This window comes from Dolomitihabitans soli, assembly GCF_022213955.1.
Classification (GTDB): domain Bacteria; phylum Actinomycetota; class Actinomycetes; order Streptosporangiales; family Streptosporangiaceae; genus Streptosporangium_A; species Streptosporangium_A soli.
In genome coordinates, this window is sequence record NZ_JAKNTW010000010.1 from 204,446 (window position 1) to 218,803 (window position 14,358).

13 protein-coding genes are annotated in these 14,358 nt (G+C 67.4%); 9 read left to right on the forward strand and 4 right to left on the reverse strand.

Annotated elements, in window-relative coordinates; all coding sequences use genetic code 11:
* Positions 1 to 85: 85 nt before the first annotated feature.
* From MBA17_RS22815 to MBA17_RS22825, 3 genes are all read right to left on the reverse strand, one after another.
* Positions 86 to 2,872, reverse strand: coding sequence for a helix-turn-helix transcriptional regulator (locus tag MBA17_RS22815; RefSeq protein ID WP_238498579.1), 2,787 nt, complete (start codon positions 2,870 to 2,872; stop codon positions 86 to 88).
* A gap of 158 nt (positions 2,873 to 3,030) precedes the next feature.
* A complete protein-coding gene (locus MBA17_RS22820; RefSeq protein ID WP_238498580.1) occupies positions 3,031 to 4,782 on the reverse strand; it encodes a 2-isopropylmalate synthase in 1,752 nt (583 codons plus the stop codon).
* 32 nt (positions 4,783 to 4,814) lie between these two features.
* Positions 4,815 to 5,195, reverse strand: a complete 381-nt coding sequence (locus MBA17_RS22825; RefSeq protein WP_238498581.1) for a hydroxyisourate hydrolase — start codon at positions 5,193 to 5,195, stop codon at positions 4,815 to 4,817.
* A gap of 304 nt (positions 5,196 to 5,499) precedes the next feature.
* On the opposite strand from MBA17_RS22825, the gene MBA17_RS22830 reads away from it, so the two are divergent.
* From MBA17_RS22830 to MBA17_RS22860, 7 genes are all read left to right on the forward strand, one after another.
* Positions 5,500 to 5,673 (forward strand): hypothetical protein, encoded by a 174-nt coding sequence (locus MBA17_RS22830; RefSeq protein ID WP_238498582.1) that lies wholly within the window; start codon positions 5,500 to 5,502, stop codon positions 5,671 to 5,673.
* 307 nt (positions 5,674 to 5,980) lie between these two features.
* The gene (locus tag MBA17_RS22835; RefSeq protein ID WP_238498583.1) at positions 5,981 to 9,127 is read left to right on the forward strand and encodes an AfsR/SARP family transcriptional regulator; all 3,147 of its coding nucleotides are present in this window, start codon (positions 5,981 to 5,983) and stop codon (positions 9,125 to 9,127) included.
* Positions 9,128 to 9,253: 126 nt separating this feature from the next.
* Positions 9,254 to 9,496, forward strand: coding sequence for a hypothetical protein (locus tag MBA17_RS22840; RefSeq protein WP_455432821.1), 243 nt, complete (start codon positions 9,254 to 9,256; stop codon positions 9,494 to 9,496).
* On the forward strand, positions 9,497 to 10,078 hold the full coding sequence (locus MBA17_RS22845) for a DUF6879 family protein (protein WP_274385798.1): 582 nt from the start codon (positions 9,497 to 9,499) through the stop codon (positions 10,076 to 10,078).
* Positions 10,079 to 10,121: 43 nt separating this feature from the next.
* Positions 10,122 to 10,283, forward strand: coding sequence for a hypothetical protein (locus tag MBA17_RS22850; RefSeq protein ID WP_238498585.1), 162 nt, complete (start codon positions 10,122 to 10,124; stop codon positions 10,281 to 10,283).
* A 398-nt stretch (positions 10,284 to 10,681) separates the two neighbouring features.
* Complete coding sequence (locus MBA17_RS22855) at positions 10,682 to 11,218, forward strand: DUF4365 domain-containing protein (RefSeq protein WP_238498586.1); 537 nt, start codon at positions 10,682 to 10,684, stop codon at positions 11,216 to 11,218.
* On the forward strand, positions 11,215 to 12,321 hold the full coding sequence (locus MBA17_RS22860) for a hypothetical protein (protein ID WP_238498587.1): 1,107 nt from the start codon (positions 11,215 to 11,217) through the stop codon (positions 12,319 to 12,321). The genes MBA17_RS22855 and MBA17_RS22860 overlap by 4 nt, the downstream gene beginning before the upstream one ends.
* A gap of 310 nt (positions 12,322 to 12,631) precedes the next feature.
* Here MBA17_RS22860 and MBA17_RS22865 read toward each other — a convergent pair whose 3' ends face one another.
* On the reverse strand, positions 12,632 to 13,027 hold the full coding sequence (locus tag MBA17_RS22865) for an ATP-binding protein (protein WP_238498588.1): 396 nt from the start codon (positions 13,025 to 13,027) through the stop codon (positions 12,632 to 12,634).
* A 268-nt stretch (positions 13,028 to 13,295) separates the two neighbouring features.
* On the opposite strand from MBA17_RS22865, the gene MBA17_RS22870 reads away from it, so the two are divergent.
* On the forward strand, positions 13,296 to 14,150 hold the full coding sequence (locus MBA17_RS22870; protein WP_274385799.1) for a helix-turn-helix domain-containing protein: 855 nt from the start codon (positions 13,296 to 13,298) through the stop codon (positions 14,148 to 14,150).
* Between the two features lie 7 nt (positions 14,151 to 14,157).
* Positions 14,158 to 14,355 (forward strand): DUF397 domain-containing protein, encoded by a 198-nt coding sequence (locus tag MBA17_RS22875; protein ID WP_238498590.1) that lies wholly within the window; start codon positions 14,158 to 14,160, stop codon positions 14,353 to 14,355.
* Positions 14,356 to 14,358 lie beyond the last annotated feature (3 nt).

The following is a 14,358-nucleotide window of genomic DNA, read 5'->3' on the forward strand; positions in this document are numbered from 1 at the left end:
AGGCCCCCAGCCCTCAGACCGCTCAGCTCTCAGACCGCTCAGCTCTCAGACCGCTCAGCTCTCAGAAGCAGGTCTGGATCGTGGGTCAGATCGCGGCCTGGTCGCCGAACTCCAGCACCAGCGGCAGGTCGTCCCGCCGGCCGATGCTCAGCTTCCGGTAGGTGCGGGTCAGGTGCTGCTCGACGGTGCTGATCGTGATGAACAGCTTGCCGGCGATCTCGCGGTTGCTGTATCCCGCCGCGGCCAGCGCCGCGACCTTGCGCTCCGCCTCGCTCAGCGCGCTGATCAGCTCGCGCGGCGGCGGCGTCGACGACGCGGCGGTCGCGACCCCCGCGTGTTCCGCGGTGTTCAGCGTCCTGAGGATGGGGACCGCTCTGCACTCCCTGGCCAGGGCCTGCGCCCGGGCCGCGATCGTCCTCGCGCGGCGGTACTCGCCGAGGTCGTCGTAGACCTCGACGAGGTCGAGCAGCGCCTTGGCCAGCTCGTACTTGTCGCCGGCCATCTGGAGGTACTCCGTCGCCTGGCGGAGCAGGGCGGGACGGCGGGCGGGTTCGGTGGTGGCGGCGAGCAGCCGCAGCGCGACGCCCTTCGCCCTGCGAGCCTCGGGGCCGCAGGCGTTGAGCTGCGCCTGGATGAGCTGCTCCGCCTCCTCCGTCTGCCCCATCCGCAGGCACGCCTCGCCCGCCTCGTTCCGCCAGGCGATCAGGCCGGGCGTGTCGAGGTTCCACGCGAGCATCAGTTCGCCGCAGCGCTGGAAGTCGCGCAACGCGAGCGCGTGGTAGTCCGTCGCCATGCTGTGCCTGCCGCGCGCGTGCAGGTAGTGCAGGCCGTACCTGGTCTGGAACATGGCCTCGGGCACCGGCCTGCCGAGGTGCTCGCGCACCGCGTCGTACTTGCCCATCGCGGTCAGCGCGAGGATCAGGCTGCCCAGCGGCCAGCCGATGGCCACGCCCCACGCGTTCATCGGGATGGAGTCGAGCGCGAGGCGCGCGTGGTGCTCGGCCGCCGGCATGTCGCCCTGGCGGATCGCGACCTCGGCCCTGATGGCCGCGAGCCTGGCCTGCCTGCTCGGCGCCCTGCGCGACGACGCCTCGACGCTGAACATGTCGCACCGGGGGGCCACCTGGTCGCAGCGCCCCGCGTAGGTGAGCGCGAGCAGGGAGTTCTCGACGGTGTCCATGGTCATCTCGTCGAGGCGCGACTCCTCCAGGATGCCCTCGACGGTGACCATGCTCGCCTCGCGCGGCCCCCGGGTGAGGACCTCCGCCAGCGCGAGCGTCGACTCCAGCCGCTGGCTGACGGCGACGGAGACCATGTTCGCCAGCCGCCTCTCCCCCGGGGTGTGCCGCAGGTGGGTGAGCAGGGGCGGGCAGGTGGCCCGCAACCAGAGCTGGGCGACGACCAGCTCGGCCACCGTCTCGTGGTCGGCGGGGTCGGCGGACGCGTTGAGCTGTTCCAGCACGTCGCCCGCGTCGTCGAAACGGCCGTGCCACAGCAGGGCGCGGGCCAGCACCACGGCGTCGCTGCCGCGCAGGCTGCCCCGATTCATGGCCTCGGCCAGCTCCGAGAGGTGGCCCTCCGGCGCGGCGGGATTGATCCGCCATTCCGCCCGCACGAGCATCGTCATGAGCTTGGACCGGTGGGCCTCGTCGGCGCACTCGCGCCAGGCCAGCCGCAGATAGGCGACCGCGGACTCGACCAGCCCGTCACGCAGCGCGCTCCGCGCGGCCTCCTCCAGCGTCGGCACCACCCAGGCGGCCTCCACCTTGCCCGCCTGGAGCAGGTGGTCGGCGACCACGCACGGCGAGGTGCCCATGTCGTGGGCCAGCTCCGCCGCACGGCGGTGCAGCTCCATCAGCTCCCGGGACTCCACCCCGGCGAGCACGGCGTCCTTGACCGCCTCGTGCCGGAACGTGCCCTCCTTGAGCAGCCCTGAGGCGCTGAGGGAGAACAGCTCCCTGCTGACCTCCATCGCGGGCAGGTCGAGAAGCCGGTCCAGACCGTCGGGCTCCCCCAGTACGGCGAGGCCGCGCGCCACCCGCATGGTCCGGGGCTGGCCGCTCTGCAGGCAGGAGAGCACGGCCTGGGCGAAGTGGTCGCCGACGACGACCATGGCGGACGGCTCGCCCGCGGTGCGCACGAACTCCGTGTAGTCGTCGGCGAGCGCGCCGGCGAGCAGCGGGTTGCCACCGCTGAGCGCGTACCACTGGCCGGCGAACCGCTCGGCCGGCTCCACCCCGACCCTCGCGGCCACCAGGGCGGTCACCCCGGCCCGCGAGAGCGGTGCGAGGCGCAGGCGGCGGCAGTTCGGCTGACGCAGCAGGTCGGTCTGGAAGTACGTGTGCGTGTAGCGGACCCGGTCGCTCTGGGCGAACACCGCCAGGATTCTGGCGCTCCTGACCCGCCGCGCCAGGTAGGCCAGGCAGAGCAGGGAGGCGCGGTCGGCGTGGTGCACGTCATCGACGACTATCACCAGCGGATAGCGCTCGGAGAGATCCAGCAAGACGGTGCAGAGGGTGTGCACGACCTGGGCGTCGATGCGGTGCTCGGCGTCCGTGCCCGCCGCCGACGCGGCGAGCGCGCCCTCCTCCAGGAGCCCCATCGCCCGGTCGCGCTCGGCCGGGACCAGCGGCGCGTCCTCGATGAGCTGGCGTAACACGCCCAGCGGCAGGTCGCGCTCCATGTACGACCCGGTCGCCGTGACGGCGAGCGCGCCCAGCTCGATCGCGTGCTCCGCGATCGCGCGGAGCAGGCTGCTCTTCCCGGTCGCCACGGCCCCGCTGACCAGGGCGATCCTGCCCCGGTTCATGACCGCGTTGGTGAGGAGCGCCTCAAGTGAGGCGAACTCCTCCTCTCGCTCGATCAGGCCCATGACCGTCTCCCGCCGTCATACCTTCGGCATCAGCGCGGGACGACCCGGCCAGACGTCGTACGGCGGGCCGATCAGGCGCCGAAGGCTGTCTCCCGATCCTCACCTCTGGTGTCCAGCGCGCTTCAAGTACAACGCTAGGCCGTGAGGGCATCCGTCCGTTATCGTCCGGCTATCACCTGTCGTGCCCTGGTGCCGGGGTGATGCGAGTGACGCCGCTCCTGTTCGGGCACCGCGGGGACCCGGGTGCCAGGGGCCGCCCGCTCGTCCGGCACGGTGGCCTGCCGGCTGAGCCGTGCCCTGGTGACGGCGGATCCCACGGCCGCGAGCGCGGCGCTCACCAGGTCCCGTTCGATCCCCACTCCCCAGAACGCTTCATACTGGGCGTAGACGGCCACCTGCTCCTGATCGCGGCGAATCTCGTCGATGTGGTGGACTCCGCGCACCTGGATCCCTCTCCGCCCGAGCGCCGAACGCAGGGCCGCGACGGCCTCCGTCCGGCTCGGGCCGAGGTCGAACCCCTCGCCGTCGATGTGCAGCGTGGTGGCCGCGCCGGGAACGTCGAACGCCGTCTCGGGCGCGCGGACGTACTCCTTGTCGAAGGCGACCTTGACCACGTCGGGGGCGATCTCCCCGCCTCCCGCGTCCGCCAGCGCCTGCACCACCTGGGCGAACTCGATCTGCAGGGCACGCGGCAGGTTCAGCCCGAACGCCGCGCTCATCAGGTAGGCGAGGCCGCCCTTGCCCGACTGGCTGTTGATCCGCACCAGCGCCTCGTAGGTGCGCCCCACGTCGAGCGGATCGAGCGGAAGGTACGGCACGGCCCACCGCAGCTCCGACGCCGCGATCCCGGTGTGCGCCGCCTCCCGCTCCATCGCGTCGAACCCCTTCTTGATCGCGTCCTGGTGCGAGCCGGAGAACGCGGTGTAGACGAGGTCCCCGCCGTACGGATGACGCGGGTGGACGGGGATGCCGTTGCAGTGTTCGACCGTCCTGCGGACGTGGTCGAGGTCGGAGAAGTCGATGCGCGGGTCGATTCCCTGCGTGAGCAGGTTCAGGCCCAGCGTGACCAGGCAGACGTTGCCGGCCCGCTCCCCGTTGCCGAACAGGCAGCCCTCGACGCGCTCGGCTCCCGCCAGCACGGCCAGCTCGGCCGAGGCGACCCCGGTGCCCCTGTCGTTGTGCGGGTGCACCGACAGGCACACGTGTTCGCGCCGTGTCAGGTTGCGGTCCAGCCACTCGATCTGGTCGGCGAAGACGTTGGGGGTGGCGCGCTCGACCGTGGTGGGGAAGTTCAGGATGATCGGGCGGTCCCGCTCCGGCTGCCAGACGTCCATGACGGCCTCGCAGACCTCCAGCGAGAAGGCCTGCTCGGTGTCGGCGAAGTGCTCAGGGGAGTATTCGAACCCGAGGTCGACGCCGGGCAGGGCCAGCTCTGCGTGCTTCAGTATCATCCGGGTGCCGTGAACGGCCATGTCCTTGCATTCGCCGCGGTCCATCCCGAACACCATCTGCCTGAACTGCGGCGAGGTGGCGTTGTAGAGGTGAATCGTGGCGCGCCGCGCACCGCGCAGGCTGTCCACCGTGCGCTCGATCAGCTCGTCCCTGGCCTGAACCAGCACCGATATGTGCACATCATCGGGAATGCGGTCCTGCTCGATGAGCATTCGGACGAAGTCGTAGTCGTCCTGACTCGCGGCGGGAAATCCGACCTCGATTTCCTTGTAGCCCATATCGACCAGCAGGCTGTACATCACCAGTTTGCGCTCGGGGGTCATCGGCGCGGACAGCGCCTGGTTCCCGTCCCGCAGGTCCGTCGAGAGCCACCGCGGCGCGGCGGCGATCACAGCGTTCGGCCACATGCGGCCGTCGAGCAGAACCCCGTTGAATGGCACGTATCGGCTGATCTTCATGCTCGGATCCCTTATCGCTTATCCACCGACGCTCAACTGAGCGAACCAAAATAGGCTGAATAGGAGAACGTCGAAAGCAGGACTTGGATTTGGTAAGAGACAACCTCGTCCTGAATACGGAACATAACCACTATTTCGGGATAGGCGGCGCTGAGCCCAAGTCCGACGAAGTAGCGATCACTCTCAAAGCCAACGCGGTACAACCCCCGGTCGAACCTGTTGCCACGCCACTCCCTGACCCGGCCCTCGCGGTCGGTCTCGGCCTTGGCCACGGTGAGCCACTGACCGTTGTCCGCATGCTCGAGGCGCACATGCACGCTGGCGGCCGGGCGCCCGTACACACCATCGAGCGCCTGCACAGCAATACCCATCTCCGCGTCACCTGTCCAGGGATCATTCCGTTGCGTGGTCACCCGGGCGACTCCGCCACGCGCGTCGGGTCACCCGGGTTCGCGTTCAGTTTCGGCTATCGGTCTATCGCCGCGCCTTCGGCGCGTTATCGGCCGGCCATGGCCCTCTATCCCGCCGATTATCGCGCGGCGGAGCGCGATTTCTGGAAAGGGCGGGCCAATCGCCTCTTTAACGCCCCTGAGCTGCGCCAATGACGACTCGGAAGCGTGCCGATATCAGGCGGATGGCGGGGGCTGTGAGCGTAAGTGTCGTTCAGCAGAGCGGCCGGCCCAGCAGGGTGGCGCCGCAACAACCTGGAGGTAGGACATGGGCGCCAACAGCAACCGGAGCATCGCACGGCTCAGCGTCTCGATCGTCGCCGGCCTCATCGGCGTGACGGGCATGGTCGCCCTCACCGCCGGAACCTCCGCTGCTGACGCCGCCGGCCCCGTCGTGGTGGTCACTCCGACCGCGACCACGGACGGTAACCCCTGGGGCTAGATCACCAGCTCATAGCCTATGCGTCACACGAGCGGCCGGACACGCTAAGTCTCCGGCCGCTTTGCCTTTGATCACTTATAATGATGCACGACGTAGAATACGTGCCGTCTGGCCACTCATCATCATACGATGTACGATCCATAGACAAAACAGACATCAGGCGCATGATCTTGGCGTGCGCCACACTATCCTAAGCTAGTAGTGATCCACGGGGCGGGGCCTTCCGAAATTCACGTCTTGCACCTCTCGCAACCATAGGAGCGACAACCGTCAATGCACGAGTCGTGGTTTCATCAAGGAGATGCACGTGGAGTTTCGAGTTCTGGGGGCTCTCGAAGTGGTGGTGGGAGGACGCCGCCTGAATCTCGGAGGTTCCCGGCAACAGATCGTCCTGGCCGTCCTGCTGCTCAACGCTGACCGCCCGGTCACCACCGCGCGCCTGATGGAGGCGATCTACGACGACGACCCGCCGGCCACCTCCCGCGCACAGGTGCAGATCTGCGTTTCCACACTGAGACGGTTATTCGGGGACCACTCCGACACCGACGTCATCGTGACCAGGCCCCAGGGCTACGCCCTCCGCGTCGACAGCGACGCGATCGACGCGCTCCGCTTCCAGAATCTGCTGGCCAAGGCGCGGACGAGCCGCGACGAGCGCGACTTCGACCAGGCCATCAAGCACTACCGAGACGCCCTCGCGCTGTGGCGCGGCCCCGCGCTCGAAGGCATCGACAGCCGGCTGGTGCAGTCGCACGCGGCCAGGCTCGTCGAACAGCGGATCACCGCGAACGAAGACTGCATCCAGCTCGAACTCGACCTCGGCCGCCACCACGAGCTCGTCGGCGAACTCACCAGGCTCGTCGAGGAGTTCCCGCTCCGCGAAGGGCTGCTCGGCCAGCTCATGACCGCGCTCTATCGCTCGGGCCGCCAGGCCGAGTCGCTGCAGGTCTACCGGGACGCCCGCCGTACGATGATCGACGAGCTGGGCATCGAGCCCAACGAGCGGTTACAGCAGCTGGAGTCGGCCATCCTCACCTCCGACGACAGTCTGGAGCCCCCGCCTCCCCCGCCGCCACAGGCGCAGTCCAAGGCGGAACAACGGTCCTCCCTGCCGGCCGTGCCCGGCATGCTCCCCACCGGCATCGCCGACTTCATCGGCCGGGGGCGGCAGGTCGAGGACATCAGGCAACGCCTGACCGTCGCCGCGGGCGGCGCCGCACGCTACGCCGTACCCATAGTCGCGATCGCCGGCCGGGCCGGGATCGGCAAGACCACCATCGCGGTCCACGTCGCGCACAGCGTCGCCGAGCAGTACCCGGACGGGCAGCTCTACGCCGACCTGCACGGAGGCGTGTCCCGTCCGGTGAGCCCGATGCAGGTGCTCGAACGCTTCCTGCGCGCGCTCGGCGTGCCGGGGGGCACGCTCCCCGACCTGGTGGAGGAGCGGGCGGAGACATATCGCATGCTGCTGGCCGACCGCAGAATGCTGATCGTGCTCGACGACGCGGCCACCGAGAGCCAGGTCCTGCCCCTGCTGCCCGGCAATCCCACCTCGGCCGTCATCGTCACCAGCCGCAGCAGGCTCGCGGGACTGGCCGGCGCGACCCAGGTCGACGTCGGCCTGTTCGACCTCGACCAGTCGACGGACCTGCTCGCCCAGATCGCCGGCACGGAACGGATGCGCGCCGAGCCCGAGTCGGCCGCCGCCCTCGCCGAGCTGTGCGGCCATCTCCCTCTGGCCCTGCGCATCGCCGGCGCCCGCCTCGCCGCCCGTCCCCACTGGAGCGTCGAACAGCTCGTCGACCGGCTCAGAGACGAAGCCCGCAGGCTCGACGAGCTCATGCACGGCGAGATGGGCATCCGGGCCAGCCTCTCCCTCACCTACGACGGCATCAGCCCGCAGGCCCGCCGTCTCTTCCGCCGCCTGGCCATCCTCGACTCGCACGTCTTCTCCGCCTGGACCAGCGCCGCCCTGCTCGACCAGCCGCTCGCCGACAGCCAGGACCTGCTCGACGACCTCGCCGACGCCCAGCTCATCGACGTCATCGGCAACGGCCGCCACGTCAGCACCCAGTATCGCTTCCACGATCTCATCCGCGTCTACGCCCGCGAACGCCTCGCCGCCGAGGAGTCGCCCGCCGACCGCACCGCCGCCCTCTCCCGGGTGCTGAGCGCGCTGCTCAGCCTGGCCAGGGCCGCCCGCAGCCGGGGGTACGGCACGCCGATCTCCAACGTTCCGCCGACCCGCTCCATCCTGCCGGACGAACTCGTCGAACGTCTCGTCGCCGAGCCACTCGTCTGGTTCGAGGCCGAGCGCCACATCCTGCTCATCGGCGTCCGCCAGGCGGCCCAGGCCGGTTTCGTGGAGCTGTGCTGGCAACTCGCCATGAACGTGGAGGAGTTCTTCGAGTCCCGCGTCTACCTCGACGACTGGCGCGAGACCCACCAGATCGCCCTCGAAGCCGCCCGCAGCGGCGGCGACAAGCACGGCCAGGCCGAGATGCTGTACGCCATGGGCTCGCTGTCGCTCACCGAGCAGCGATTCGACGACGCCCGCCGCGACTTCGAGGCGGCCCTGACCCTGTTCACCGAGGTGGGCCACGAGCTCCAGATGGCCCTGTCGATCCGCAACATCGCGTTCCTGGAGCGAATGAACGGCCAGCTCGAGGCCGCGATGGAGCACCTCGACCAGGCCCTCGACATCTTCTCCACCATCGGCGACCAGATCGCCGCCGCCCACACCCTGCACAACCTTGCCCAGATCCGGATGGACTGCGACGACATCGACGGCGCCAAGATGCTGCTCACCGAGGCGCTGGTGCGGAGCAAGGGCGGCGGCAACCGGCGGGTGACCGCGCAGGTGCTGCACCGGATGGGCGAGGCGCACCTGCACGCCCGCGAGTTCGCCCTGTCGGCCGGAGCCTTCGAGGAGGCGCTGACCGTCGTCAAAGGGATCGGGGACACCATCGGCGAGGCGTTCGCGCTGCACGGCCTCGGCGTTGCGCGGCTGCGCCAGGGAAAGATGGAGGAGTCGACCAAACTGCTCCGCGAGGCGTTGAGCGTGGCCCAGAGCTCACGGCACCGGCTGGCCGAGGCGCACGTGCTCGCCGGCCTGGGCGAACTGACCGTCGCCATCGGGGAACCGGGTGACGCGACCGCCTATCTCATCGAGGCGGTCTCGCTGTTCCGCCAGATGAAGATCCCGCTGCTGGAGGCCGACACCCTGCTGATGCTGAGCCAGGCGCTGCAAGAAGTGGGCGAGGACGCGGCGGCGACGTCGTCACTGGCCAGGGTCCGGGAACTGGCCGAACGGATCGACCCGCGAGCGGGCTGGTCGCTGCGCGAACAACTGGCCGCCATCCGCGAACGCCAGTCCGGCGCCGAACCCTCCCGCGAGCCCGTACGGCGAGCCGGCCCGCCGGCCATCAACCCGATCTCCGCCGGCGTCAGATAGCCCCGCCCTTTTTGACGGCGACGGCAATGGGACAGACCACAATTCGTGCCGAAACCCTTTTGTCCTTGCACCTCCCGATGAGCGGTGATACAGAAGATTCACTGCTTTCAATCACGAGCGAGGGCCATGATGAAGGCGATTCGGCGACTGGGAAAGACTCCGAAAGAGCGTGGCGACACCACGGCGGCAACGGGTTCACCGGATATCCTCGCGCTGGATGACGGCAGCTTCGCCGTCATCGGAACCGATATCACCGACCAAATCGGCGTTTATCCGCTTCTTGACGCACATTGCGCTACAGGAGAGCGAATCGTGCGCATCTCGCGCGCAACGCTGATCTCGGCGAAGAGCGACATTCCGGAGCAGTAGATGCGTCCCCCGCAATGGGCAGTCAGTTCGGGCCAACGGGTCGGTCTCGACGACTTCGGAGCGCGGTTCTCGACGGCCTGGTCCCGCGTGCGGTCGCGGTTCCTCAAGCTCGAGTGCTGGCAGAGCTACCGGGAACGCGAGATCAACAGGTCACAGGCGGCGTATGAACTGGGCGACCTACGCGAGGCCCAGAGGCTGCTGACGCTCGAATCGGAGACGGAGCGGCCGCTCTACGAGGACGTCGAGGCCCGGGAGATCGACTATGCCAGGATCCGTCTGATCAAAGAGCCGCTGACCTCTTACCTCGACTACGAGCTGATCGCCTACCGGATCCGCGCGAAGATGGGGGAGAACATCGAGATCGTGCACTGCGATTCGAACATGCGGCTCCCCGACGACGAGCACTTCGATTTCCTCCTCTTCGACCGGCACACGGCCCTGATCCACGATTATGGCGATATAGGTCTCCAAACAGGTGGATGGATCACACATGATGCCGACGTCATAGCCTCCTTGGAAAGGAAGGCGATCGAGTTGCGCCGGAAGGCCGTACCACTTCAGGAGTTCCTGGCGAGCGTGTGAAGCGAGTGTGGACGACAGGCTCCTCCGCGGATACGTTTCGATCATGGGATATCGACTGAGGGCAGCCATCATCTTTCTTGCTCCCTTACTCGGCATCGCATTGGTGACGGCAGTGCTCGCCGTACCCGTGATCCTGTTGTACGACGCCGACGAGAAGACACTCGACCGCTGGTCGAAGAGTTGCGCGGAGCACTCCGCCACTTGATGGACAGTCGTGACATGTACAGGTTCTGGCAGAAGGTCCGCGCCGTTCGAGTAGAGGTCACTCATGGGGACGCGGGCGAAGACTTCTTCACCACCGAGGTCGACAGGTCCTTCACCGCTGCCGGCCCTCCCAGACGCAGAAACCTGAGCGACCTGCTCCGGGATACACCACGGCCATGGCGCCGACCATGACTCGCCCTAACCCGACCGTGACCAACCCAAATACCCCGATATATGCCTTCACGGGGTACTTTGCATGCCAATGATCCCCGCTACCAGGAGGGACGCCATTCCCGTCCCGGCCATTCGCAGGTCATCACAAAGGCCTTACCGTGAATGCCAAAGACCGGTATCGTGAAATCCAGATCTTGAAGCGGCCGAGTCGGGGCGGCCACCTGGATGCGGAGGCCTGCCCTGAACTGCGAGTGGTGCCTGGACAAGAACAATCACCAGGGCTGGTATGGCGAGTGCTTCGTTCAGGTTCTGGCCGCAGCCGCCGGCCTGCAGGCGACCCCGCTGATGCCCGACTGCACCGGCGTCGACTTCTATCTCTGCCTGCCTCGCGAGGTTGACGGCGACTTCCCTCGCATGGAGGTCCAGGTCAAGACCTGGTCAACTCCCAAGATTAAGGACGGCTACTGGCAGTACGGTGGCCTTTCGGAGAAACGCTTCAACGCGCTTGCCGGGGAGCGCCGGATGCCGCGTTACCTCTTCGTCGTCATCGTTCCGCCGAATGTAGAGCAATTCGCCCAAGCGGATAAGGACGCACTTCAGCTCAGTCACGCCGCATACTGGGTTTCGCTGGCCGACCGACAGCGGATCGACGGCCCCGACTGCAAGAAGCGCGTCCAGGTGCGCGTGCCGGAATCCGGTCTGCTCACCGTGAAATCGCTACTGGATCTCTTCGATCCACTCCGGGCGGTGGAGGCGCCATGAACGAGCCGCGCGCCGGTGTCGACCCTGATGACCTCGTCGGTTATCTCGCCAGCAGAGGCTGGCATCACGAAGGGACCTGGCGCGGGGCGATGGTGTGGGAGCGTGACACCGGCCGGGTGCTCGTTCCCGCTCGGCGCGAGTACGCGGACGACGACGAGTTGCTCCGAGCAGTGGTTCGCAACCTGGCCCGGATCGAAGGCCGGTCCGAACGCTACGTCCTGCTCGACATCACCGAGCCGGAGACGGATGTGCCCTCCTTCCGGCTCCAGCCTGAGACCTCCTCCGGCACGATCCCCCTGCCGGCCGCGTTGAAGGCGGTGCAGGGAATCCATGATGTGCTGAAGGTCGCGGCCCAGACGGTCGAGAGCGGCCCTCGCCTGCTCTTCGTCGGCAAGCGCTCCCGCTACGTCGACAGCTTCCTCTCGCGTGTACGGCTCGGCACGACGCGACCGGGGAGCTACGTCTTCGACGCGCGCGTTCCCGTCCATCCACCGCCGTCGGAGTCGAAAGCCGTCTCCTGGAATGACGAGCTGGCGGGCCGGGAGGTCTTGGGCACCCTGCACAAGGCACTCACCGCGGCCCACACCGCCTCCCGCAACGTGATCGAGAATCAAGGCAACTTCGGGGTCTTCGACGACTACGTCGAAGAGGGTGTCTCGGCGAACCTGTGCACGGCCCTCGGCAATCTCGGCGGTGTCGACAGGAACCGCCCGTTCGACGTCAGCTTCGCCTGGGCCCGAGCGGAGCCCACCACTCTCGGCACCGCTTCACTCGCCTTCACCGGCCCCATGGTCAGCGCACTCGCGACCGCCAGCAGCGACCTGGAGAAGCTCGCCAAGTCCGGACGCGCCACCATCGTCGGCGAGGTCGACCTGTTACGCCCCGGGCAGGGCGAGGAACCTCGGGTCAAAATCAAAGGGGAGCTTCAAACCGGCTCGAACATCTTCCGCCGCTCCGTCTGGGTGGTCCTGAGTCTCGCCGACTACCAGCGCGCGTTCCACGCGGAGACCCAGAAGCGCAGGCTGCGGATCACCGGACAGCTCATCCCCCACCAGAAGCGTCTGGAGATGCGTCCCGACCCCACCGGCTTCGAGGTCCTGTGACCCGGTCTCGTAGCCGACGCATCCAGCCGAGCCGACCCGGTACGGCCTGCTCCCGGACGGTAATGAGTGGCGGCACCGGAACACCCGTGGGCGACGTGGCCACCCGGCGGGCAGGACGGGTTGCACAACGCGTCGACCCAGACATCGGCGACCGATCCGGTGATCTCCTCGATGACCTCGGCCGGGGCGGCGGCGTCCATCACGTCGGCCCAGATCATCGATACGGCGGTGCCCAGCGTGACGATGGGCATCCCGCAGCGCAAGCAGGTTCGCGCGGCGTCCGGCGGAGCCTGGCCGAACAGCGGGCCGCTCACCGGGATCGCCGTCCGCCGCCCGCGCAGACGAACCAGACGGTCTTGCCGCCGGCCGCCGGTTCGACACCCCATCGGTCGGCGTAGGCGTCGACGATCGCCAGCCCTCGGCCGTGCTCCCCGTCCGGATCGGCCGGGAGCAGAATCGGCCACATCGGGCTGTCGTCGGCCACCTCCCCGCGAACGATCCCGCCGCACCGGTACAACGTGAGCACGATCGGCGCTCGCGCGTGGACGACCGCGTTGGTGACCAGCTCGGAAACGACCATGATCACCTCATCGGCCAGGGCCGACATACTCCACGCGTCGAGCACCTCACCGACGATCTGCCGCGCCTTACCGACCGCCTGCGGATGACTGGGCAAATCCCAGCACACCTCTCGGGATGTGTTCATACTTCCTCCAGCAAGGCTGGCGCTCACATGGCGGAACGCATGGCCAATGCGCGAGTAGCGGTCTCCAGCGGCCACGTCTTCACCACAACGTTTCCGGCAGCGTGAAACCTCGGATGATGCGGGTCCTTCAGACCGCTCCATCACAGGCGGTGTGAAGTCATAAACTCTTTGTTATCTTCAACCCGTAGCATCGAACTTGCAACATACACATTGAAACGTGCGTCATTTGTCCGCCATGTTCTTACGAGACGCGGAAGAGATGTCTCTAATGCCCCAGAGTGACCACAGCCCCACCATTCGCCTACGCAGGCTTGGCCACGAACTGCGCCGCCTGCGCGAGGCTGCGGGCATGACAATCCATGAGACCGCCACTCAGCTGGAATGGTCCACCGCGAAGATCTCCCGCCTGGAGAACGGCCTCACCAAACGCCCCGACGTCCATCACGTCCGCGCTCTGTGCGCCACGTACAGCGTGCAGGAAGGCGCCCTGATCGATGGATTGGTCTCCTTGGCCAGAGAGGCCCGGCAACGCGGTTGGTGGACCAAGTACGAGGATGTCTTCACCGGCACGTACGTCGGACTCGAAGCTGAGGCCTCCGCTATCAGCACCTACGAACTCGGGCTCATCCCTGGCTTGCTGCAAACCGCCGACTACGCCACGGAGATCATTCAAGCGACCGCCACGCGTAGACAGGCACATGAGATAGAGCGTCGTGTAGCAGCCCGGATGGAGCGTCAGAAGATCCTCGACCGCGATGATCCACCGCAACTCTGGGCGGTCATCGACGAGGCCGCACTGCTACGCCAGATGAAAGCCCCTGGCGTCCACGAGCAGCAGCTTCGCAGGCTCATCGACACCAGTCCAACGGATCACATCAAGATCCAGATTCTGCCTCTGACAGCAGGCCCGCACGCGGGCATGGCGGGCCCGTTCCTGATCTTGGACTTTCCGGACGTCACCGACCGGAGCGTGGTCTACCTGGAGACCGCGACCGACAGCCTGTATTTGGAGGAGACCGATCAACTCGCCCGCTATAGGCTGTTGTTCAAGCACGTGTGTGCTTCGGCGCTCAGCGTCGACGCGTCGATCGCGTATCTGTCCAATCTGATCGACCGGTTGTGAGGCACCGATGGACCTGTCCCGCGCCGAATGGCGAAAGAGCACCCACAGCACACCTGATGGCAACAACTGCGTGGAGGTAGCTCAAAACATAGCCGACATTGTCGCGGTGCGTGACTCGAAGAACCCCGACGGCGCTGCCTTGATGTTCACTCCCGGCGAGTGGTCGGCCTTCATCGACGGCGTCAAGGCCGGCGAGTTCGGCTGACGT

Coding starts and splice junctions, on each gene's coding strand:
- MBA17_RS22815 (WP_238498579.1), bottom strand. CDS start 2,872: ATGGGCCTGATCGAGCGAGAGGAGGAGTTCGCCTCACTTGAGGCGCTC.
- MBA17_RS22820 (WP_238498580.1), bottom strand. CDS start 4,782: ATGAAGATCAGCCGATACGTGCCATTCAACGGGGTTCTGCTCGACGGC.
- MBA17_RS22830 (WP_238498582.1), top strand. CDS start 5,500: ATGGGCGCCAACAGCAACCGGAGCATCGCACGGCTCAGCGTCTCGATC.
- MBA17_RS22840 (WP_455432821.1), top strand. CDS start 9,254: ATGATGAAGGCGATTCGGCGACTGGGAAAGACTCCGAAAGAGCGTGGC.
- MBA17_RS22845 (WP_274385798.1), top strand. CDS start 9,497: ATGCGTCCCCCGCAATGGGCAGTCAGTTCGGGCCAACGGGTCGGTCTC.
- MBA17_RS22850 (WP_238498585.1), top strand. CDS start 10,122: ATGGGATATCGACTGAGGGCAGCCATCATCTTTCTTGCTCCCTTACTC.
- MBA17_RS22855 (WP_238498586.1), top strand. CDS start 10,682: ATGCGGAGGCCTGCCCTGAACTGCGAGTGGTGCCTGGACAAGAACAAT.
- MBA17_RS22860 (WP_238498587.1), top strand. CDS start 11,215: ATGAACGAGCCGCGCGCCGGTGTCGACCCTGATGACCTCGTCGGTTAT.
- MBA17_RS22865 (WP_238498588.1), bottom strand. CDS start 13,027: ATGAACACATCCCGAGAGGTGTGCTGGGATTTGCCCAGTCATCCGCAG.
- MBA17_RS22870 (WP_274385799.1), top strand. CDS start 13,296: ATGCCCCAGAGTGACCACAGCCCCACCATTCGCCTACGCAGGCTTGGC.
- MBA17_RS22875 (WP_238498590.1), top strand. CDS start 14,158: ATGGACCTGTCCCGCGCCGAATGGCGAAAGAGCACCCACAGCACACCT.